This is a genomic window from uncultured Maribacter sp. (genome assembly GCF_947500985.1).
Taxonomy (GTDB): domain Bacteria; phylum Bacteroidota; class Bacteroidia; order Flavobacteriales; family Flavobacteriaceae; genus Maribacter.
The window spans coordinates 22,323-44,896 of record NZ_CANMTX010000001.1; the positions used below are offsets into that span (position 1 = coordinate 22,323).

Annotated in this window: 15 protein-coding genes; 9 read left to right on the top strand and 6 right to left on the bottom strand. The window is 33.5% G+C overall.

Annotation, left to right across the window (positions count from 1 at the left end; translation table 11 throughout):
* Nucleotides 1–99: 99 nt before the first annotated feature.
* The 6 genes from Q0871_RS00065 to Q0871_RS00085 form a co-directional block, all read right to left on the bottom strand.
* Entirely contained in the window at nt 100–1,659 is a 1,560-nt protein-coding gene (locus tag Q0871_RS00065) for a SusD/RagB family nutrient-binding outer membrane lipoprotein (protein ID WP_299316764.1), read from the bottom strand.
* A gap of 28 nt (nt 1,660–1,687) precedes the next feature.
* Nucleotides 1,688–4,741: a SusC/RagA family TonB-linked outer membrane protein gene (locus Q0871_RS00070; protein WP_299316766.1), complete on the bottom strand. Its 3,054-nt coding sequence runs from the start codon at nt 4,739–4,741 to the stop codon at nt 1,688–1,690.
* A gap of 174 nt (nt 4,742–4,915) precedes the next feature.
* Nucleotides 4,916–5,953, bottom strand: coding sequence for a substrate-binding domain-containing protein (locus tag Q0871_RS00075; protein WP_299316768.1), 1,038 nt, complete (start codon nt 5,951–5,953; stop codon nt 4,916–4,918).
* Nucleotides 5,954–6,417: 464 nt separating this feature from the next.
* Complete coding sequence (locus tag Q0871_RS00080; RefSeq protein WP_299316771.1) at nt 6,418–6,957, bottom strand: hypothetical protein; 540 nt, start codon at nt 6,955–6,957, stop codon at nt 6,418–6,420.
* A 190-nt stretch (nt 6,958–7,147) separates the two neighbouring features.
* Nucleotides 7,148–7,504 carry a GNAT family N-acetyltransferase gene (locus Q0871_RS18690; RefSeq protein WP_367275117.1) on the bottom strand — a complete coding sequence of 119 codons (357 nt, stop codon included), beginning with the start codon at nt 7,502–7,504 and terminating at the stop codon, nt 7,148–7,150.
* Between the two features lie 160 nt (nt 7,505–7,664).
* A complete protein-coding gene (locus Q0871_RS00085; protein WP_299316773.1) occupies nt 7,665–7,901 on the bottom strand; it encodes a DUF3303 family protein in 237 nt (78 codons plus the stop codon).
* A 380-nt stretch (nt 7,902–8,281) separates the two neighbouring features.
* Here Q0871_RS00085 and Q0871_RS00090 point away from each other — a divergent pair, with 380 nt between their 5' ends.
* The 9 genes from Q0871_RS00090 to Q0871_RS00130 all read left to right on the top strand — a co-directional run bounded on the left by Q0871_RS00090 (nt 8,282) and on the right by Q0871_RS00130 (nt 22,552).
* On the top strand, nt 8,282–8,923 hold the full coding sequence (locus tag Q0871_RS00090) for a sigma-70 family RNA polymerase sigma factor (protein WP_299316775.1): 642 nt from the start codon (nt 8,282–8,284) through the stop codon (nt 8,921–8,923).
* A gap of 99 nt (nt 8,924–9,022) precedes the next feature.
* Nucleotides 9,023–10,087: a FecR family protein gene (locus Q0871_RS00095; protein ID WP_299316777.1), complete on the top strand. Its 1,065-nt coding sequence runs from the start codon at nt 9,023–9,025 to the stop codon at nt 10,085–10,087.
* Between the two features lie 141 nt (nt 10,088–10,228).
* Nucleotides 10,229–13,567: a TonB-dependent receptor gene (locus tag Q0871_RS00100; RefSeq protein WP_299316779.1), complete on the top strand. Its 3,339-nt coding sequence runs from the start codon at nt 10,229–10,231 to the stop codon at nt 13,565–13,567.
* A 12-nt stretch (nt 13,568–13,579) separates the two neighbouring features.
* On the top strand, nt 13,580–14,983 hold the full coding sequence (locus Q0871_RS00105; RefSeq protein WP_299316781.1) for a RagB/SusD family nutrient uptake outer membrane protein: 1,404 nt from the start codon (nt 13,580–13,582) through the stop codon (nt 14,981–14,983).
* 120 nt (nt 14,984–15,103) lie between these two features.
* A complete protein-coding gene (locus Q0871_RS00110; protein WP_299316784.1) occupies nt 15,104–16,246 on the top strand; it encodes a membrane dipeptidase in 1,143 nt (380 codons plus the stop codon).
* A gap of 51 nt (nt 16,247–16,297) precedes the next feature.
* Entirely contained in the window at nt 16,298–18,292 is a 1,995-nt protein-coding gene (locus Q0871_RS00115; protein ID WP_299316787.1) for an amidohydrolase family protein, read from the top strand.
* Between the two features lie 7 nt (nt 18,293–18,299).
* Nucleotides 18,300–19,421, top strand: a complete 1,122-nt coding sequence (locus tag Q0871_RS00120) for a VCBS repeat-containing protein (protein WP_299316790.1) — start codon at nt 18,300–18,302, stop codon at nt 19,419–19,421.
* 47 nt (nt 19,422–19,468) lie between these two features.
* Nucleotides 19,469–21,511 (top strand): amidohydrolase family protein, encoded by a 2,043-nt coding sequence (locus Q0871_RS00125; RefSeq protein ID WP_299316792.1) that lies wholly within the window; start codon nt 19,469–19,471, stop codon nt 21,509–21,511.
* A gap of 192 nt (nt 21,512–21,703) precedes the next feature.
* Complete coding sequence (locus Q0871_RS00130) at nt 21,704–22,552, top strand: MBL fold metallo-hydrolase (protein WP_299316794.1); 849 nt, start codon at nt 21,704–21,706, stop codon at nt 22,550–22,552.
* Nucleotides 22,553–22,574: the final 22 nt, after the last annotated feature.

The window sequence follows — 22,574 nt, forward strand, 5'->3', positions numbered from 1 at the left end:
GATAATTTAATGAGCACTTCTAAGATAGTTTGAAAAAAATGGTAAAAAAAAGCACCAATGTCTAAGTTGGTGCTTTTAAAAAAAATAAATCGAGGAATATTATTTTTTATCCCACCAAAGTTTGGTGTTGTTATTGTCAGCTCCATTAAGCTCTGTCCCGTTAATTGCTGTAGATACTGATTCGAAATTTGTATCAAATTGAGAAGAAACATATACCATTCTTCTCATAATTTCATCTGCAGCAACATCTGAATTTTCAGATTGTACACGAGCATATTGTTTTGGGTAGCCAGTTCTTCTAAGTTCTGCCCAAGCTTCCCATCCGTTTGGGTAAAGAGCTAACCATTTTTGTGTGATAATTTGTTCTAATTGCATTTCTGCATCTGCACCGAAAGCAACAGGAATATCTGCTACTGGTTCTGCTCCTACTTCAAAAGCTATAGGTGTATTAGTACTAGCAACATATTCAGCAATAGATGTTGCATCACCAACTTCTCTTTGCTCCATAGAAGTTGTAATTCCTAAAGCATAAAGCTCTTCTGCGCTACCGCCCATTGCCCATCCTTCTAGAGCACCTTCTGCACGTAAAAAATACACTTCAGCAGCAGTTAAAACTTCAATAGGAGGGTTAACACCGCCTAGGGCTGTATCTTTGTATAAAGAAGAAAGGTCAGAGTGGCTAGCATTTTTACTAGTTTCTAGAGAAACTTTGGTTTGCCCATTTAATAAACCTTCGTAACCACTACCATCACCATCACTATCACCGTCCACGGCTGGAGCAAAATATTGAGGTAAACGTGGATCTTCATATCCTTCTAAGATACTTTCCATGGTAGCGCTCATTCTAAATTCTCCCCAATCTGTAATGGTTTCTAATGGATTTCTGTTTATTTCATCAACAGATACATACGCATTGTCATCGTTAGAAAGAAATACACCGGCATTAACAGCTTTTTCTGCTTCTGTTTGCGCTAATACAGGATCTACATATTTAACTCTTAATGCCAAACGAAGGCGAAGGCTATTAGCGAATGTCAACCATTTTGCAGGATCACCACCATATGTACGGTCACCACTTGTAAAAGCTACTTGGTCTAAGTTTGCATTTAGCTGCGCTACTGCTTCATCTAAGGTTACGAAGAAGCTTCTATAAATATCTTCTTGAGAATCATATGGGATAGCTTCCAAATCAGTATTACCAACTTCTGAGTAAGGGATTGGACCCCAGTAATCCGTAATCCTATGAAAAGCATTTACTTTCCATATTTTTATCATGGCATTACCTACGGCATTACCTGTTGTTTCAGTTGCATCTTCTACCAAAATAATTTGAGGTAAAGACTCTTCGTAGAAAGAACTCCATGCTAAATCTGCCCAGTTACCTACTTGTACATAACGATCAGAATCAAAACCAGATGCGGTTGTTGCAAAGTATTGACACCAAATATCAGAAAATAGATTCTGCGATATTTGAAACCTCCAATGAAGTCCCATCATACTGGTATATTGTGCTTGTGCAAATGCCTGCCCCTGTAATAATTCACTGTCTTCAATAGCTGGAATAGCAAATGATAATGGGTCCGTATTCGTTTCTTCAAAATCATCGGTACAGCTAGCTAAGAGCAAGACTATACCAAAGAATAAACTTATATTTTTCATGATTTTCATATTTTAGATGTACAATTTTTTAAAATCCGAACTTTAGATTAAGACCTAAACTTCTCGTTGTAGGTGGTGAAAAAGATTCGTAACCATCAGAACTGGCTAGAGAAGGGTCTGTAATAACCTCTGGGTCTACACTCGCATTATTAGAAATAAAGAAAAGGTTTCTGCCAACCAATGTTAGTTTTATATTTCTAAAAGGAGTTTTATCTATTAGTGTAGAAGGTAAGGAATACCCTAAAGTAATTTCTCTCATTCTAATGTTTGATGCATCTTCAACAAATGCTTCACCTACTGGTGCGTTTCTACCACCAATTGCAGTCCAGAATGTTTCTGCATCTGTCTGGATATCGTTAGTTGAACCATCTGATTTAACTACTTCTAAATTTCCAAAAACATTATCACCAAATACCAAAGTACCGTCACGACCTATTGTAGTTGCTTGTAAAGCACCGTCTGAAGCTAAAATTGCATTAGTAAGTGATCCAACAACTCCACCTTGGCGAATATCAATTAAGAAACTTAAACTAAGATTTTTGTAACGGAAAGAGTTACTAATACCACCTAGCCAATCTGGGTTATAGTTACCAATTAATATATCTTTACCATCTGTTACTTGTGGCGTTCCATCATCATTTACTAGAACTCTACCTTCGTCATCTCGTACAAAACCTCTAGAATACATGTTACCCCATGGGTCGCCAACATTTAATTCGAACTGTCTAAAGAAAGGGTTGCCTGCTTCTAGAACCAAAGATTCTAGATTATTAGCTAAACGTAATACTTCACTATCATTTTTACTGAAGTTTACAGAAACATTCCAGCTAAAATCATTGGTTTGAACTGGTGTACCTGTTAATATGGCTTCAATACCTTTGTTTTGTATATCACCACCATTTACGAAGCTAGTACTAAATCCAAACGCTGGATCTACACTTACCGGGAATAGTTGGTCTATACTATTACTCTTGTAATATGTGAAGTCTAAACCTAAACGGTTGTTGAAAAAACGCGCATCAACACCAAATTCTAATGATTGTGTACGTTCTGGTTTTAAACCTGTATTTGGTTGAGAAGCCTCTAGTTGTACAAAACCACCGGCTACTGTATTTGCAGTACGGAAAATAGCATAAGGGTTAGTATCGTTACCAACTTCTGCATAAGAACCTCTTAGTTTTAAGAATGAAATAGGCTCTGGCATTGTAAACATATCAGAAATAACAGCACTTAAACCAGCAGAGTAATAATCGAACCTATTGTTGTCAAAAGGTAATGTAGAACTCCAGTCACTTCTATATGTTAAGTCTAAAAATAAAGCATCTTTAAAGCCAACCTGACCAAAGGCGTAAAGAGAGTTAACTTTTTCTTTATTGAAATCTTGCTCAGCTGTTAAAGTCAATGCGTTACTTATAGCAAAAATATTCGGTGCATTTAAACCTTGGTTATCTGTGAAAACATATTTGTTTTCTGCCATTCGGCTATTGCCACCTAAGTTTATGTTGAAATTGAAATCGTCGTTAATCTCTTCATTATAGCTTAATAAGAAATCTGAATTCCATTCAATAGAAATACTATTCCTTGTTTCATAATCTCCATTATCTGCAACTATATAAGAATCGTTATAATCTCTATCCTCTCTAAAAGTTGTACTGTTATCTACAGCAGTACGAACCATTAAGCTAAGCTTTTCATTAAAATTATATTTTAAAGAAGCATAACCAATAACTCTATTATTAACACTTTCGTTTAGGTTACGGTTTAAAGTCCAATATGGATTTGCACCACCATTATCACCAGGTTTCCAGTAGTTTTGTAAAACATTACCATCTGTTGCAATATATTCAAATACCTCTGCATCTGAAGTACGTATGTTTCGTGGTAACCTGTATGCATGTCTCCATGGGTTTGTGAAAGCTTCGCCAGTATCTAATATGTTATCTGTTTCTGTTCTAATGTAATTTACCTTTGCACTAAGTTCAATTTTATCATCGTACATTTTGTTATCTATTTTCAAGGTAACATTATGTCTTGCCAATTCATTACCAGCAACAATACCTTCTCTATTTTCATTGGTATACCCGAAGAATGTTCTAACTTTCTCGTTACCCGTTCTAATAGAAATGTTATTGGCAATATTTACACCTGTTTGCATAAAGTCATTAACATTGTTTGACTGTGATGTATATGGTAAGCTTTGTGATATACCTGGACTAGGAGACCAGTTTGCCACAGAAGAACCATCAAATCTGGGTCCCCAAGAACCTGTAGATGTTGAGTTAAAAATACCTGCACTTCCTTGACCATAATCATTTTGATAGTCAAACATAATATTACCGGTATCTGCTGTTAATGTAGTACTAAAATCAATAGTAGTAACATCGCTAGTTCCTGTTTTTGTAGTAATTAAAATAGCACCGTTATTTGCTCTTGCACCATATAATGCAGCTGCGTTGGCACCTTTTAAAACGTTAATAGAAGCAATATCATCTGGACTTAAGTTGGAAATATCTCCTCCTAATGGAACACCATCAACAATATATAATGCTTGGCTACTACCTGCAATAGAACGGTTACCTCTTAAAACTACTTTAGATGATCCACTGACACCACTACCAGAAGTTTGTATGGATAAACCAGCTACTTTACCTTGTAAGCTATTTACCAAATCTTGTTGTGGTCGTGCCTCATCAATACTTTTAGTATCAACACCTTGTGTAGCATAAGTTAAAGATTTTTTTTGTCTCTTAATACCTAATGCTGTTACAACAACTTCGTCTAGTTGACTAGCATCTTCTGACATGGTAACGTTTATAGCACTGGAAGTGCCTACGGTAATGTTTTGTGTTTTTGTGCCGATATAAGAAAAGACTAATACATCACCTTCAGAAGCGCTGATAGTGTAGTTACCATCAAAATCGGTTTGTGTACCATTCGTAGTTCCTTGTACCAATACATTTACTCCTGGTAGAGGCACTCCGTCGTTAGCATCGGTGACAACACCAGTCACCATTTTGTCTTGTGCTAAAACGGGATAAGCCCATATAATTAGTACGAAGAACATAAAAATTTTTTTCATCATAATGTTAAATTTAAAAAGATTTTGGTTCTAAATATTCTTTTAAAGTTATGTGAATGTAAACTTAATAATCTAATGTCCTAGTAGATTAACGTTAAAATGTGCTCGAACACACTATAATTTTTAGATTATGTTTTTTTATGCTGAAAAGCTGAATATTCCTTAAAAATTAGTTATTTATAAATAATAATCTACATTTTCGCTGGTAATAATATCTATTGGAAGCAGATTGCTAAGAGGAACCTTTTTGCCAAATAAGAAATATTCGGCATAGTAGCTAATGCTTAGATATGCCTGTTCTTTTGGTCTTTGGTGAATAAGAAAGTTAATTTTACCCTTTTTTAAGTATGTGACATTTTTAGGGATTAAATCATAACCAATAATAGCACAGTCTTTATTAATTTTTGAAACAATTTCTGCAACTTCATGAACATGAGAGTTCGTAATAAATAAAGCACCTAATTTGGGATGTGCTTTTAAATATATGGTAATGTCATTAACGAATTTGGTTTGGTTGTTCGTATTAAAGTTTGTAGATTCTAAAATGCGAATATTACTATTTTTCTCTGAAAAGTAATTTTTAAAACCTTGTTCTTTTAAGAGTAGGTGTGGTTCTAAGTTAATATGAACAATGCCAATATCACAATTTAATTTTGAGGTTTTATAAATTAAATCTGCTGCGATTTTACCACTCTGAATTAAATCTTGTCCAACATAACTTTCAGCATTTTTAGATTTAATATGATTGTTGAAGAGAGCAACTTTTATATTTTTCTTTTTACACGTTTTACTTATTAAAAAAGATTCTTTTTCAAATAGGGGAGTTATTAAAAGTAGATTAGGAAAAACACTTATAGCTTCAATAGATTTTTGATGAAAATCTTCTTTTTGAAACGGGTTGTATATAAACTTCTCTACTAGTACGCCAAATGGTCCAAATTCTTTCTCGGCTTCTTTGATACCTTCATGAGCTGGTTTCCAAAAAATATCTATTTCGTAATCTGGTATTAAAATAGAAATTTTATAAACCTTATTTTCTTTTAGGTTCCTGGCAATTGGGTTTGGTTGATATTCAATTTCTTTTAAAATTTTCTCTACTTTCTCTAGTGCTTCTTTAGAGACTTTTCCTCTTTTATGTAATACTCTGTCTACAGTACCTTTAGATACACCAGCTAGCTTGGCAATATCTTTAATGGTCATTTTTTTTTGCGTCATTATATAAAGTAGGAACTGTAGTTATTGGTTTAGTAGAATAAAAATTATTTGCATAAATATTGTCTAACTAATTTTCAATATAGCATAAATACGCAAATCAACAAGTATTTAAGTTTATAAATTAATTTCATTACTTGCCAAAAAGAAAGGTTTTTTGGTCTTTTTTAAATAAAATGTCAAGAAATATGTGTTAACAAGATGATTTACTATTTATATTTTTAATAAGTACTGTTATTTTTGTAATCCTCTTTTCAACTGTGATATTTTATAAATTAAGTTGTAGAAATATTATTATAAAAGTTAAATGCTATGAGATAACGTGCCATAATCAATTTCAATTTTGAACTAGACGATAATCAATCTTCTAATGTTAGTTTTGGGCTTACTCTGAATTTGTAATGCGCAGTTAGTTGTTATAGAATTGAAATAGACGAAATGCTTTTAGAGATACGATTTTTTTGTTTCTATTCTTCCGTAATGTAGGGTTTAGCAACTTCTGCAATCATACTTATCCATTTTGCTAGGGCGTGGTCATTATCGAATAGTCGCTCATTTCTAAGATATGTTTTGAATACCGTTTTGTTAATTTCTAATTTAATGAAATAGCCGTAGCTGTGTGAAATTGATAAAGTAGGTTTTGAAATAGGACTTGAAATGTCTTTTATTTTTTCAAAATAGTAAACCAGTATTTTGGAGAATTCTGAACATTCTTTACGGTCAAATTCTTTAACACTGTTTTTATTATCATTTTTTATTGCTTTAACATAGCTTTTTGCTTCCTCCGTCCAAAAAAATAGTTTGGTGGAATCGTGACCTCGTCCATTATCAAAAAGATAGTAAGCCTGCATTACAGTGTCTATCTTTTTTTCAGCAAGTTGAGCTTCAAATTCCGCAGCAACTTCGTCTATTTTGAAAGTATATTTTGGTTTTTTCCTTTGTCCGTATGTGACAAACGAAGCCACAAATAACACTAAGAATATCAGGTGTTGGACACTATTTTTCATAATTGATGCCAACGTTTAGTATAAGATTAGTAGCGGATTAAAACTCATTTGCTTTCGGACAACAATATACTTAATTAAAAATAATAGCGGTTTGGATTAAAACCCAAACCGCTATTACTTTTATACATCTTAAGTTTGATTCTCAGTAAATTGTTGATATAACTAGAAAGAACAAAAGAGAGAATTAAGGTTACTTTATACGGTGAAGCTTCAGACTTCGACAACATTGATAATCCTCAATAGAATGTCCATTCGGGAACGAGTTTATAATAGATTCCATAATTTTAAATCCGTTTTTTAGATAAATGTCAATCGTATTTTGGTTTTGTTGATTAACAATTTTTTCAATTCCGTTATCCCTTGCAAATCCGTTAACATATTCCAATGCTATTATTCCGATTTTTAGTCCACGAAACGATTCCAAAATATAAATTTTACTCAAAATCAGTTTTTTATTTAGTTTTTGAATACATAAATATCTAACATTTCTACCGTTTAAATTTAAGAGAAGATAACTGAAATGCTCATTATTAATTTGATTTTTAATTGCATTTTTCGATTAGAATTCCGTCAAAAAATAATCGGTATGTTCAGCAGGAATTATTGGGTCATAAACTTAGTGCAAAATCTCTTTTGCTAATTTTTCAATGATTTTAAATTCAGACGCATGGTTAGCTTTGTTCATTTCAATTATTTTGTAAAGGCACTTAATCTATTGGGAAGATTTCAAAATCTGTATATTCTTTCCAATTATTCGTCCATTCATCAAATAATTCAGGGTTATTTGTTTCCATAAGTTGGAAACAAATACTCTGTTCTTTATTAACCCAAGAATTTAAATAGTAAAGACCCTCAGGAAGCATTCGTCCTTTCTTATTCCATAATTCATTATTTTTCTCAAGGCAATTAGGTTTGAATTTTTCAACAACCATAAATTTTTTCATTATTCTCTGTTTTAATGTTTGCCAACGTACGGATATGTGTACAATTACATATATGATAAACACTAATCTAAAAGAATTAATTTATCTATTTAGATAAATTTTAGCTCTATTTGTATTTCAAACATTTAAACTAAACTAAAACACCATTAAATTTTAGAATGCTAATTAGGCAAAAACCAAACGTGTAAATTAAATGTTAATTTATTATTATGAGAAAGCATTTTTAGAGGTGCTTCTACTAAGAATAATCAAATATTCATAGTCTAAAATTGAAAGAATTGTAAAATTTATTAAATAATTCTCAATTATGTCTATAAAACTTAAATATATTACTTAGAATAGAAAGGGATTGTTGATGAATCCACTAAATTCTTTATTTCATGCAAAAACATAGTAAACTTGGTTTAGCCGTAAATTCTGATTTTGGTGTGCAAGATGAAGAAGATAAAGAGTCGGGCGCAAATAAGAAAAAGGTTTTTGTTGTTAAGAATACAGAAACCCATGTTTGGAAAAAGTTAATAGATGGTGATGAGTCTGCTCTTGGCGATTTATACAACATATATATAGACTGTTTATTTAGCTATGGTATAAATTGTATAAAAGATCGAACTTATGTAATGGATTGTATTCACGATCTTTTTGTTGATTTATACAAATACCGCGAGAATTTATCAATGACCGATAATGTGAAGTTCTATTTATTTAAATGCTTAAAGAGAAAGATTAATAGAAAGTATACTACTAAAACGGTATCTATTACAGATGAATACCAATATTCATTAGACCAACAGACAAGAAATTATACTACTTCTTATGAAGAAGAAATTATTCAAAAAGAACTTGTAACCGAAAAACGTATGATTTTGGCAGCAGCCTTAGATTCGTTAACCAAAAAACAAAGAAAAGGTTTGTTTTTAAGGTTTAATCAAGATCGCAGTTATGAAGAAATTTCTGAAATAATGGATGTGTCAGTGCAAACAGCTAGAACTATAATATATAGGGCTTTGAAGGCATTAAGGTAGTTTGTTAAATTAAATTGTCTATAAATTTAGAATTCCTTGCTTATTATTTTAGAGTGCTTTGATAGGTTTAAAAGCCTAACCAATAATTAATATTTAACTATGGAAAAAATAAATCCGAATAATGTAAATTTTTCATCGATTACCGATGAGGAAAATACGGATTTGAAAAAACGAATTTTTAATACTATTAAAAAGGATAAAAGAAGAAATAGAAATGTATGGTATAAAAGTTTAGCTGCAGCATGTTTTATTGGTTGTATAAGCCTTGGGTTTTATTACAACAACATGACTTCAGAAACAAATTCAATAACTGACTTTGTTAATTCTTCAACCATTGAAAATAATAACCCAACTTCAAATGAAGTAGTTCTTACTTTGGGTAAAGGCAACGATTTAAAAATTAAAGAAGACGTTGCTGCTATTAATTATTCTAAAAGCGGTAAAAATGTGACCATAGGTAATGGTCAAACTTTTAATCAGAATATTGCTGATTCAGAAAAGGTTGTTTTCAATACATTAAGCGTTCCTTACGGTAAACGATCAACATTGACCCTTTCTGATGGAAGTAAAGTATGGTTGAACTCAGGTTCTAAATTAGTATACCCTATTGCCTTTCATGGAGATAAAAGAGAAGTATATATAGAGGGTGAAGCAATTTTTGAGGTAACCCATAACAAAAAGAAACCCTTTTATGTTATTTCAGATACACAGGTGGTAGAAGTATTAGGTACTGTTTTTGGCGTCACAAATTATCCAGATGAAAACTCAACGAATACCATCCTTAAAAGTGGTAGTGTTCAAATAAGTTATCAAAATATGAAGACAGCTTCTACTCATTCAGATAAGATGAAGATTTCTCCTGGTACTAAAGCTAGTTATGACAAAAACACCAAAAGTATTGTTTCTGAGAAAGTTGATGTTGATAATTACTTTTCATGGAAAGATGGCTTTCTCATATTCAAGAATAACGATATGAAATTTATAATGAAAAGAATATCACGATACTATAATGTAGAAATAGCCATACAAAATGAAAAATTGGCTACAGAAACTTTCTCTGGCTATCTTGATTTGAATGAAGATATACTTTCTGTGATAAACAGCATAAGAGAAAGTACTAATATGGAATTTTCAAAAACTGATAATAAAATAATAATCAAATAATCTTTTCGCCAATGAAATAAAACTGAATAATTTTTTTTGAAGTAGCAATAAATAAAAAAGCCAGAAGATGTTCCCGCATCTTCCGGCAATTAATATCAATATTGCTGTTTTACAGCAACATTAAATAACCAACACAAAAATATGAAAAATATCATACCAGTCGCAATTCTAACGATTATGAGAATATTTCTACTATTTATCGGTATAGGACTATCATCTGTTTACGCTAACTCTGTATTTGCTCAAAATAAAATAGAGATAGACGTAAAGAATATCTCTGTCGAAGAATTTTTCGAAGAAATTCAAAAATCAAGTGAATATGTTTTTTTTTACAAGGACAATGTTTTAAATACAAGTAAGAAAATTTCGTTAAAGCTGAAAAATGCTAAAATGAATACCGTTTTAGAAAAAGCTTTTTCTAATACCGATTTGAGTTATAAAATAATTGGAAATCAGGTAGTTGTAAAAAAATCACCTCTAAGCTCAACAATAGATTATTCTTTAAGTTCTAAAACAGTTTTTCAAACTACAATTAGCGGAACAATTACCGATGCTGGTGGACAACCGTTGCCAGGGGTAAATGTTTTAATTAAAGGAACTACCGTAGGTACCCAATCAGACTTTGATGGTAATTATACTGTTGATATGGCTAACGGTACCGTTTTGGTCTTTTCTTATATAGGTATGCTTACTAAAGAAGTCTCTATTAACGATAGAACAACAGTTAACGTTGTACTTCAAGAAGATGTAGCTTCTTTAGATGAAGTAGTTGTTGTGGCCTATGGTACGCAAACAAAAGAATCTTTAACAGGTTCTGTAGGAGTAGTAAAAAGTGAAACTTTTGAACAAGCACCTGTTTCTAGTTTCGAGCAAGCATTAAGAGGTAGTACTGCAGGTTTGCAGGCAAGTGCGGTAGATGGTGCTCCAGGTGGAAATACACAAGTTAGAATAAGGGGTATAGGTTCTATATCAGCTTCTAGTGAGCCATTGTATGTTATAGATGGTATTCCAATACAAAATGGTAGTATTGGTACCATAGATAATGGAGGAAGTAGTACCAATGTTATGGCGTCGATTAACCCAAATGATATTGAATCTATTTCAGTATTAAAAGATGCATCTTCAACTGCAATTTATGGGTCTAGAGGAGCAAATGGTGTTATTCTAATTACTACAAAATCAGGAAAGTCTGGTAAGGCTAACATTACCTTAAAAACATTAACAGGCTTTAATTCACAAGCATACAATAAGATTTTAAAACCATTGAATGCTGCAGAGTATACAGAACTTTTTCTTGAAGGTTATGTTAATGGTGGAGATACAGCAGCGGAAGCGCAAGCTAGATTTGATGCTACTTTTCAACAATTGATTGATCCTTCAACTGGAGAACCTACTGATACCAATTGGTTAGATGCAATTACTAGAACGGGAATAACTCAAAGTTATGATTTAAGTGCTAGTGGTGGTACCGACAATTTAAAGTACTTTTTCTCAGGGGGGTATTATGACCAAGAGAACTATATTATAGGATCTGGTTTCAAAAGGTTGAGTGCTAGAAGTAATATAGAGTTTAAAGCAACAGATTATTTAACAATTTCCAATAACATATCGGTTTCTAACAGTACTACTAATACCTTTTTTGATGGCGGGTCTTTCAATAATCCCTTTAAAAACTCTTTGGAACTATCGCCATTAATTCCTATTTATGATGAAGAAGGAAGATTTAATGGAGAACATGCCAACTATTTTCCTTTGGGAGGTGCTAACCCAGTAGGTTCTTTAAGTGGTGATGACCTTTGGGAAAATAAACAGTTTAGAGTTATCGATAATTTTGCGGTTTCTATTAAACCAGTGAAAAATTTGACATTTCGTTCACAATTAAACTTTGACCTTCTTACGTTAACCGAATCGCAATATCAAAATCCAAGATATGGTGGCGGAAGAAATTCTGGGGGTATTGGTTACGAGGCTAATACGTCACTTAGAACCTTTGTAGGTACGCAAACAGCAGATTATAATTTTGCTTTAGGCGATAACCATAATTTTAATGTTTTAGCAGGTTTTGAAGCTCAAGAAACTGTTAATGAGTCTTTTAGTGCTTCAGGAACGCAATTTCCTAACCAAAGTTTAAGAACATTAAATAGTGCATCGGCAGAGTTTGCCATTAGTGGGTCAAAATCGGAGTATACCTTTGTTTCTGCCTTTTCTAGGTTAAATTATAACTACGATGGAAAATATTTTCTTTCAGGTAGTTTAAGAAGAGACGGGTCTTCTAGATTTGGTGCTGATAATAGATGGGGTACCTTTTATTCTTTTGGTGGTAGTTGGGTTGCTAGTAGAGAATCTTTTTTACAGGATGTTTCCTTTTTAGATTTACTTAAAGTTAGAAGTTCTTGGGGTGTAACAGGTAATGCTGCCATTGGTAATTTCCCTTCACAAGGGCTTTACGTTTTTGGTCAAGATTATGACGGTAATCCAGGTGGTAGTCCAAGCCAAATTGCTAATCCTGATCTTACTTGGGAGAGTCAGCAGAATTTTAACGTAGGTGTAGATTTTGGTCTATTCTCAAAAATTAGCGGTACAGTTGAATATTTTGAACGTATTTCTTCAGACCTAATTTTAAATGTGCCTATTACCTTGACTTCAGGATTCTCTTCGTTGACCCAAAACTTTGGTGAAATGAAAAACTCAGGATTGGAAATCTCAATGAATGCAGATATCATCGACAAAGAAGACTTTAGTTGGAATGTTGGGTTTAATACCACATTTCTAAAGAATGAAATCACAGAACTTACAGACGATTTTACAGACGGTGCGTATAGAAGACAAGAAGGTGAAGATTTTCAATCTTTCTATTTATATAGCTGGGCTGGAGTGAACCAAGAAAATGGTGATCCACAATGGTATACAGATGCTTCAAAAACAACGATAACGAATGATATCAGTGATGCAGAACGCTTTTTAGACGATAAGTCTGCTACACCAGACTTTTTTGGAGGATTTAATACCATGTTCACTTACAAAGATTTAAGCCTTAGTGCCAATTTTATCTATTCTTCGGGTAATTATATTTTTGATTCTAGAGCAAGAGGTACATTAGGAGACGGAAGACTTACGCCAAGAAGTACAGCTGACTTTATTTATGATAACAGATGGCAACCTGGTTCAACAGATGCTTTAGTACCTCAGTTTGTTTGGGGTGGTCGTAATGGTAGTAATGAAGGAAACCAAACTAGATGGTTATATGATGGTAGTTATATTCGATTAAGAGATTTAACGGTTGCCTATAATTTTACAGAAAAGATTACTTCGCTATTAGGTTTGAATTCTATGCGATTGTATGCTAGAGGAACTAATATCCTAACCTTTGTGAAAGAGGATATTCTGTACATCGATCCAGAACAAGGTATTAATGGTAGTTACACAGGACAGACGCCGGCGGTGAAAACTGTATCCATTGGTTTAGATATTCAACTTTAAAAGATGAAAAACATGAAAACATATAAAATATTTATATTAACGATATTGGCTGGACTCGTATTATCTTGTTCAGAATCTTATTTAGAACTAACTCCGCAACAATCTGTTTCGGATACCGAGGCCTTATTGGACCTTGATGGTTATGAATCTTCTATTACCGGCATATATAATAAATTGTCTGGTTCAGAATATTATGGGCGTTACATGATTATGATTCCTGATGTTTTGGCTGATGACGTAAAACAAAATGGTCAAGCAAACAGAGTTGTAGATTATGCCGAACATATTCAAAGAGTATCTGATGGACAGGCACAAGCGCTTTGGGGTAGTGCTTATGAAGGAATTAACGCTGCTAATGCCATCATCAATTCAGAAACGATTTTGGCAGATGCCATTTTAGATGATCAAAACCATATCATCGGTGAAGCTTATGCGCTAAGGGGTTTGATGTATTTTGATTTAGTACGCATGTTTGCTCAGCAATATAAATTTACTACAGGTGCTAGTCATCCAGGAGTCCCTATTGTGTTAAATTTCGATTTGGATAATGAACCATCAAGAAGTACCGTAGCAGAAGTATATGAACAAATTATTTCTGATATGACTACCGGTATTTCTTTTATGAATGACAACTCTAGAAGTGGTAATTCAAATACTTTGTCACCTACATCTATTAGGGCATTATTAGCAAAAGTTTATCTTTTTCAAGAAGATTGGCCGAATGCAGAAGCAATGTCTTCAAGTGTTATAGAATCAGGTGATTATAGTTTAATTTCCAATGATAATTATTATGATTTATGGACTACGGATAATAGCTCTGAGTCTATTTTTGAAATATCGATGACCGAAACAGATAATGTTGGAGGTAATGGTATTGCAGGTCTTTATCTACAAGCAGGTTTTGGTGATTATCTTCCTTCAAATGATGTAGCTGATCTTTACCCTGAGAATGATGCTCGTTTAAGCACTTTTGAAGTAGATACTTTATTAACTGGTGAATTTGCACCAAATAGGATGATCAAATATCCAGATATCAATGGTTTTGATAATGTAAAGGTTGTTAGACTGGCAGAAATGTATTTGATACGTGCAGAAGCTAGAGCGGAAATAGGTACTGATATAGCTGGTGCGCAAGATGATTTAGACATGGTACGCCAACGTGCCATTGCAGACGAGCCGGATAATTCAGATTCTGGCGATGCTCTTAGCGATGCTATTTTCTTGGAACGCAGATTAGAGTTGGCTTTTGAAGGTCAACGACTATGGGATTTAATGCGTAATAAAATGGATATTGTAAGAACAAACTGTACGGCACAAATCTGTTTAATTCCTTATGGTGCAGATACGGTAATAATGCCAATACCTCAAGATGAGACAGATGTTAATCCTAACATTGAACAAAATCCTGGGTATTAATTAGTAAACTAATTTGTTTGTTAGTTTTTGAACACATTGAGAGACTTCGTTTCTCTCAATGTGTACTTTTTTACAGCATAAAAATATTGGATTTTTTTCACTTTAAAAATCAAGAAATATATGGATACACAACGTAGAAATCTTGCGAAATTACTTTCGTTAGGAGCATTGTTTCCTGCTCAAGCAGCTTATTCGTTAAATAATATTTTAGAATCTATACCTGCAGATTCAAGTAAGCAATTATTACAGACTCTTGGGGAAAAAGGAATAGAGAAACTGTTTAAAAAAGCTGTCGTCTATGATGGTCTGGTCATTTCTCGTAATTGGAATGAAGATTCTTTTAAAGCTTTGGCTGAATCTGGTTATACCGGTTTTAATGCTTCTTTAGATTCTGGGAAACTTGAAAAATCTCTAAAGAGTATAGAAGAATGGAAACAAATTATCAGTAATAATCCAGATAGATTATTGTTGACCAAAAGTGCCAATGATATTGTTACTGCCAAAAAAGAAGATAAAGTGGCCGTAATGTTAGGTTTTCAAAGTTCTAGAATGTTAGAAGGCACTATAAAAAATTTAGATACCCTTTATGAGGCTGGTATGAGATGGATGCAACTTACATACAACTCTCGTAACTTAATTGGAGATGGGAGTACCGAAAGAACCAATGTAGGGTTATCTGACTATGGCGTTGAAGTTGTAGAACGAATGAATGAATTGGGTATTATTATAGACCTTTCTCATTGTGGTAAGCAAACAACCAACGATGGTATAGAATTTAGTAAATCTCCGGTTTCCATAAATCACTCTATGTGCGAGGCATTGCACAAGAATCACCCACGTTCCAAAACCGATGAGCAGATAAAGGCTATGGCAGATAAAGGGGGTATTATAGGTATCATATGTCTGGGGTATATGATCGGACCTAACTTAGGGACGGATACAACATTAGAAACGTATGTAGACCATATAGATCACGCAGTTAAAATAGGTGGAATTGACCATGTAGGTGTAGCTGCAGATTTTGCTATACAAGGTCTAGAAGCTACGGGTGCAACAAGAGAAAATTGGTATGTGCCAAGACTAACTAGATTTAAACCTTCATACAAAGTACAATGGCCACCATGGATTCCTGAACTAGATAAACCTGATAGATATTTGCAGGTCGCAAAGATCCTTGACAAAAGAGGTTATAGTACCGGAGATATAGAAAAAATATTAGGTCAAAACTGGATTCGCTTCAACAAGGAAGTTCTAAAACCATAAAACAGAGATTTGAAAATATTTATCCTAACCTAGGAATCAAAATACACATTTATGAATAATAGTAGTATTTATATCATCCTTATTTTTGGAATACTCTTTTCGTGCAAAGATAATCACACAGCAAAAACCGAAATTAAAACGATTTACGATGTGGTATTTCGTGAAAACCTTGCAGGTACATATGAAAAATGGAGTACTGGCGATAATAGTTTTAATTTTTATTACACCTATACAGATAGAGGTCGTGGACCAGAGGTTACAGAGAAAATTACTCTGAATAATCAAAATTTCATAGTGTCAGATTCTATTATAGGTGTGAATTATCTAAAAGATTCTATTAGCGAAAGCTTTATAGTTACAGGTAGTACTGCTTCATGGAAAAACCCCATGAGTGAAGATAAAGGTGATTTTAATGGTAACCAACTATATTTTAGACATGACGGTTCACCTGCTGTCTATGAAATTCTTGCGCAACTTTTACTAAAGTCTGAGGATAAAAAAATTAATCTATATCCTGAGGGTAAAGTAGAGTTGGTTGATGATTTTTCAATAACTCTTTCTGATAGTACACCAATAAACCTTTTAATGGTCAAAGGTTTAGATATGAACCCGACGTATTTATGGATTCAAAAGAATGTAATGATAGCCAGTATTTCTGGTAACCTTCATATCATTAGAGAAGATTTCAAAGAGTTTAGAAAAGAACTAAAATCTTTGCAGGATACATATGAGGATAATTATCTGATTAAAATATCAAAAGAGCTTTCCCATCAAATTGATAAGACCATTATTAAAAATGTGAATGTCTTTTCTCCTGAAGGGACTATTGTATACAATCAAGATGTTTTTATAGACGGAACGGTTATCCAGTCTATAAAACCATCTAAGGGGAAAATTTTAAATGGAACTGCTCAGGTTATTGATGGTACAGGAAAAACGCTTTTGCCTGGTATGTTCGATATGCATACGCACAACACAAAATTTAGGGGGCTTTTACATTTAGCGGGTGGTGTAACCTCAGTTAGGGATCTAGCGAATAATAAGCAATTGAATCAATTAAGTGAACAGTTCGATAAGAATGAGATTATAGGTCCTAATATTGTCACTTTTTGTGGTATTATAGATGGATCTGGACCTTTTGCGAACCAAAGAAATGTAGTTGATAATTTAGAAGAAGGTTTGGCTGAAATTCAATCTTATAAAGATTTAGATTATGATCAAATTAAATTATACAGTTCAATAAGGCCAGAGTGGGTAAAACCTTTAGCCGCTAAAGCGCATGAGTTAGGTATGCGTGTAAGTGGTCATATACCTGCTTATATGACAGCCTCACAAGCTATCAACCAAGGTTATAATGAAATTCAGCATATGAATATGTTGTTTTTGAATTTCATGTCAGATACTATAGATACCAGAACACCATTGAGATTTACCATGGTTGCGAATCATGGGGTTGATATAGATTTAAAATCAAAGGAATATCTAGATTTTGTGTCATTATTAAAATCTAAAGATATTCTAGTAGATCCTACGATGGCCATTTTTGAGAATATGTTTGTTTCTCAAAAAGGAGAACCCAGCCCAACATATAGCAAAATAATGAATAGACTACCGTTAATAGAACAGCGCGCTTTCTATAGTGGAGGCCTACCTAAAGCTGGTGAAAAGGTTGCTTTGTATAAAGATAGTTATACGAATATGCTTAATGCGTTGAACGACATGTACAAACGAGGTGTGTCTATAGTACCGGGTACAGATGGTTTACCAGGTTTTTTATATCATAGAGAGTTGGAGTTATATGAAAAGGCAGGTATACCTGCTGCAGAAGTAATAAAGATGGCTACAATTAATTCTGCTAAGATAACGGGTGTTTCAGATTCTTTAGGGTCGATTGAAGTAGGTAAAAAAGCAGACCTTATTCTTGTTGATGGTAATCCTTTAGAAAATATAAGTGATATAAGAAGAGTAGAGTGGACGATAAAGGGAGGACATCTTTATTTCGCCGAAGAGCTTTATAACAAAATGGGTATCAAACACTTTAAATAAATATAAAATGAAAGTAAAATTAATTTTTCTTTTTTCCCTTTTTTTATACACCGTCAATGGGCAATCGTTGGAGTTTTTTACCAGTGGTAGATTAATATTGGGTACGCATAAAGAGAGAACAGCATCTGTAGGTGTTGGAGATATCGATAATGACGGCGATGCAGATATTTTAGTAGCCAACGGTCGTCACTGGCCAGGACAAAACAGAATATTCGTTAATAATGGTAGAGGGGTATTTACAGTTTCAAAAAGCTTAGGATTAGAGAGTGAAACAACCTATTCTACAGAACTTGCCGATTTTGATGGCGATGGAGATTTAGATATAGCCGTAGGTAACGACATGGCACCAAATTACATATTTCTAAACGATGGCAAAGGTGACTTTACAAGAGCTTCAAGTTTTGGGGTGGCGTATGCACCAACAAGAAATATAGTAGTTGCAGATATTGACCAAGACGGCGATAAAGATATTCTAATAACCAATAGAGGTAAAGAGAATGAGATTTGCCTGAATAACGGTGATGGAACTTTTTCTAAGTCAATAGGTTTTGGAAATAAGGAAGATTCGACAATCGATGTGGAAGTTGCTGATATGAACGGTGATGGTAACCTTGATCTTATCCTTGCGAATAGAGATGATCAACCAAATTTTGTGTATTTGAATGAAGGTAATTTACAGTTTACCAAGAAAGTGCCATATGGCACAGGTAATGATATTACCCGTTCTGTAGCTATTGCTGATATAGATAAAGACGGATTCTTAGATATTGTAACTGCGAATATCGGAGAGTCTAATGTTATTTATTTTGGGGATAAAAAGCAGACCTACCAACGTAAGATAGCATTTGATCCTAGTGATGATAAATCTTATTCTATAGCTTTAGGTGATTTGGACAAGGATGGAGATATGGATATTATCATAGCTAATGTCAGAGGTTCTAATTCAGTTTTTATTAATTCTAATGACGGAAAAATTTGGGAGAAAATAACCTTGGCAAATGAAGATTTTAATACTTATGATATTACTGTTTTTGATTTAAATGGAGATGACAAGTTAGATATTATTGAAAGTAACTCAGACGAGATAAACCGATATTACTTCAATAGATTTACTCCTGAATTTCCATAAAAAATTAAGATTTGATAATAATACAAGAACACAACTAACACAATAATATGAAAGTAAAATATTTAATCATCTGTGGTTTTTTAGCATTGCTTACAGCATGCTCTTCTGAAACTTCTAAAACCTCTAAATGGGAAAATTTCGAAGATGAGGGTAAATTCTTTGTTTATCGTAGGCAGTCTCAAATAGGAGAAGAGACCTATAACGTTTCTACAAAGAATGACACTATTATAGTAACCTCTATTCAAGGAGAAAATGAACGAGGAAGAATTAGTGGAGTAGAGTCAAAATTATACTTGACAACAGACCTAGAACCAATTTCTTATTTCAGTAGACGTATTTCTAATAATGATACTACCAATATCATTAAGATGGAAGTAAACGGAGATAAAATCTCCATTTGGGAAAAGCATTTTGATATGGTTACCTCAAATAAAAAAGAAGCATTTTTTACAGTGAACAGTAACATTCCTGCTGGTATTGAAATGATGCTATATCATTATTACTTTAAGCAAAACGGTACTACTGCGTTACCGACCTTACCTAGAGGAGAAGTTTCTTTGAAGCATAAAGGAGAAGATATTGTTCAGATTGCCGGTAAAGATGTTGCACTTGATCGTTATGTTGTTGAAGGAATCAATTGGGGCGGTAGAACGATATGGCTAGACAAGTCTAAGAACTTGGTTGCTGTTGTTAAGGCCAATACTCAAATTAGAGAGTTGATCAAAAAAGGATATGAAGAAGCTAAGCCATATTTTATTAAAGGAAATGTGGAGGAACAAATGGCGCAACTTTCTGGTTACACTAAAAGCTTAAAAGGAGAACAATCACAAATTACTGCTTTGGTAGGTGGCGATGTTGTTGATGGTTTAAAAGATGCTACACAAAAAAATATGACTGTTATAATAGAAAATGGTCGTATAACATCAATAGGTAGTTTTTCCGAAATTACAATTCCTGATAATGCTAAAATTATAGATGTATCAGGTAAAACCTTAATGCCCGGTATGTGGGATATGCATGCGCATTCTAATCAAGTACAATGGGGTCCAGCTTATTTGGCAGGTGGTGTAACCACTATTAGGGATAATGGCAATGAGCTAGAGTTTGCTACGGCTTTTAGAGATGCTATAACTAAGAATGGTGCTACGGGTCCAGATATATTATTGGCAGGTATGACCGACGGACCTGGTCCAAAAGGAAACGGAATTATTAGAGCGCGATCGGTAGAAGAAGCTAAAGAAGTTGTATCACTATATCACAAAAACGGATACGAGCAAATTAAGATTTATACCTCTATTGAACCTGAAATTTTGAAAGTATTATCAGATGAGGCTCATAAAGTAGGTATGACGGTAACAGGTCATGTACCAGCTTTGGTAAATAGTACTAATAAGGCAGTTGAAAGCGGTATGGATATGTTGAGCCATTCTAATAGAATATTGGCAGTATTGTTTCCTGATCAAAAAGTATCTGACTTGGGAGCTTTTTATATGGCAAAAAATGATATTACAGATGCACAAATAAATGAAGCGATTGCCTTTTATTTAAAACATGGTACGGTGTTAGATCCTACGCTTGGCTTAGGTGTTATTCGAACGTTGCCGAAAGGAGAGCCAATGGAGACATTAGAGCCAGATGCTGGTAGAATGGCATATGAGCTTTTTGAAAGCAAAAGGTTTAGAACTGGAGCAAATGAAAAGCGTGCTGAATTGTCCAAACAAAATATTATTAAATCAGCTGAAGTTATTGGAAAGTTTTTTAAAGCCGGAATTCCTGTAGTTGCTGGTACAGATAATTTTGCGCCAGGATTCGGACATTTTTTAGAATTGGAAACATACCAGAAATATGGTGGGTTAACTCCTTTCGAAGCAATTCAAACAGCAACCATAATCCCAGCAACTGTAATGGGTAAGGGAGATGAAACAGGAACATTAGAAATTGGTAAAGAGGCTGATATTGCAATTTTAGACAAAAATCCTTTAACGGATATTTCCAATTTAAGGTCAGTTTCCGCAGTGATGACTAATGGTAATTACTATGAAAGTGAACCTTTATGGGAAGCTGCCGATTTTAAAACTACTAGAGACTAGGCTAAAATTTCACCAAAATTAATTTTTGGTATTATCATAACATCTAGGACAAATGCTGTAGAGATATAGTGTATAGTAGAAATATAAAATTGAGATAATTATATGGTCAAGTTAAAAACAACTTTTATAAAGTATATCTGTTTTTGTTGCATTCTAATAAGCGCTCAAAATTTATTGAGTCAAGAACTGAAAATGAAATATCTAGGTGTGGCAGGCTGGGAAATTTCAAATGATAGTCTTACTGTACTGGTAGACCCTTATATATCTAGACTTAAATTAAAAGGAAATCCACGATTTTATGGCGAAGGAGATGAACGTAAAGTTTTCAATAGTGACGACATCTACGAATCGGATACCGTTGCAATTAATAAAGTAATTACTAAAGCAGATTATATTTTGGTGCATCATTCACACACTGATCACCTGGCAGATGTGCCATACATTGCTAAAAAGACGGGTGCTGTTGTTATTGGAACGGAAACTACAGCTACAATTCTAAAGGCTTATGGTATACCGCAAAAGCAATTGATTACCGTAAAGGGTGGAGAAGATTATCAATTCGATGATTTTTCTGTTAGGGTGATTCCCTCTATTCATTCGGCATTAGGGGATAAGTGTTATTTTGATTCAAGAACATATTCTCATCCGGACAAGTTAACTATTCCTTTAAAAGTAGGAGAATTTGTAGAGGGTGGCTCTTTAATGTTTCTATTGCGTGTCGATTCGCATAAAATACTTACTTCAGGGTCAATGAATTTTATAGAAAGAGAAGTAGCCGGACTCAAACCTGACGTTCTGATACCGGGAATAAATCTTTCTCGATTGGAAGTATATAAATACACAGAAAGGCTCTTAGAACTAACCGGATACCCAAAGACTATAATTCCTGCACATTGGGATAATTTTAGAATACCCTATGGTTTTTCTCAAGAAGATCCGATCAAGAAAAAGGTACTGCCTTTTATAGAAGAAGTGAAAGCCTTAATACCAGATGCCAACGTTATCATTCCCGTTCATTTAGAAACCATATTAATTAAATAAAGCGACTGTAATTATAAAAGAA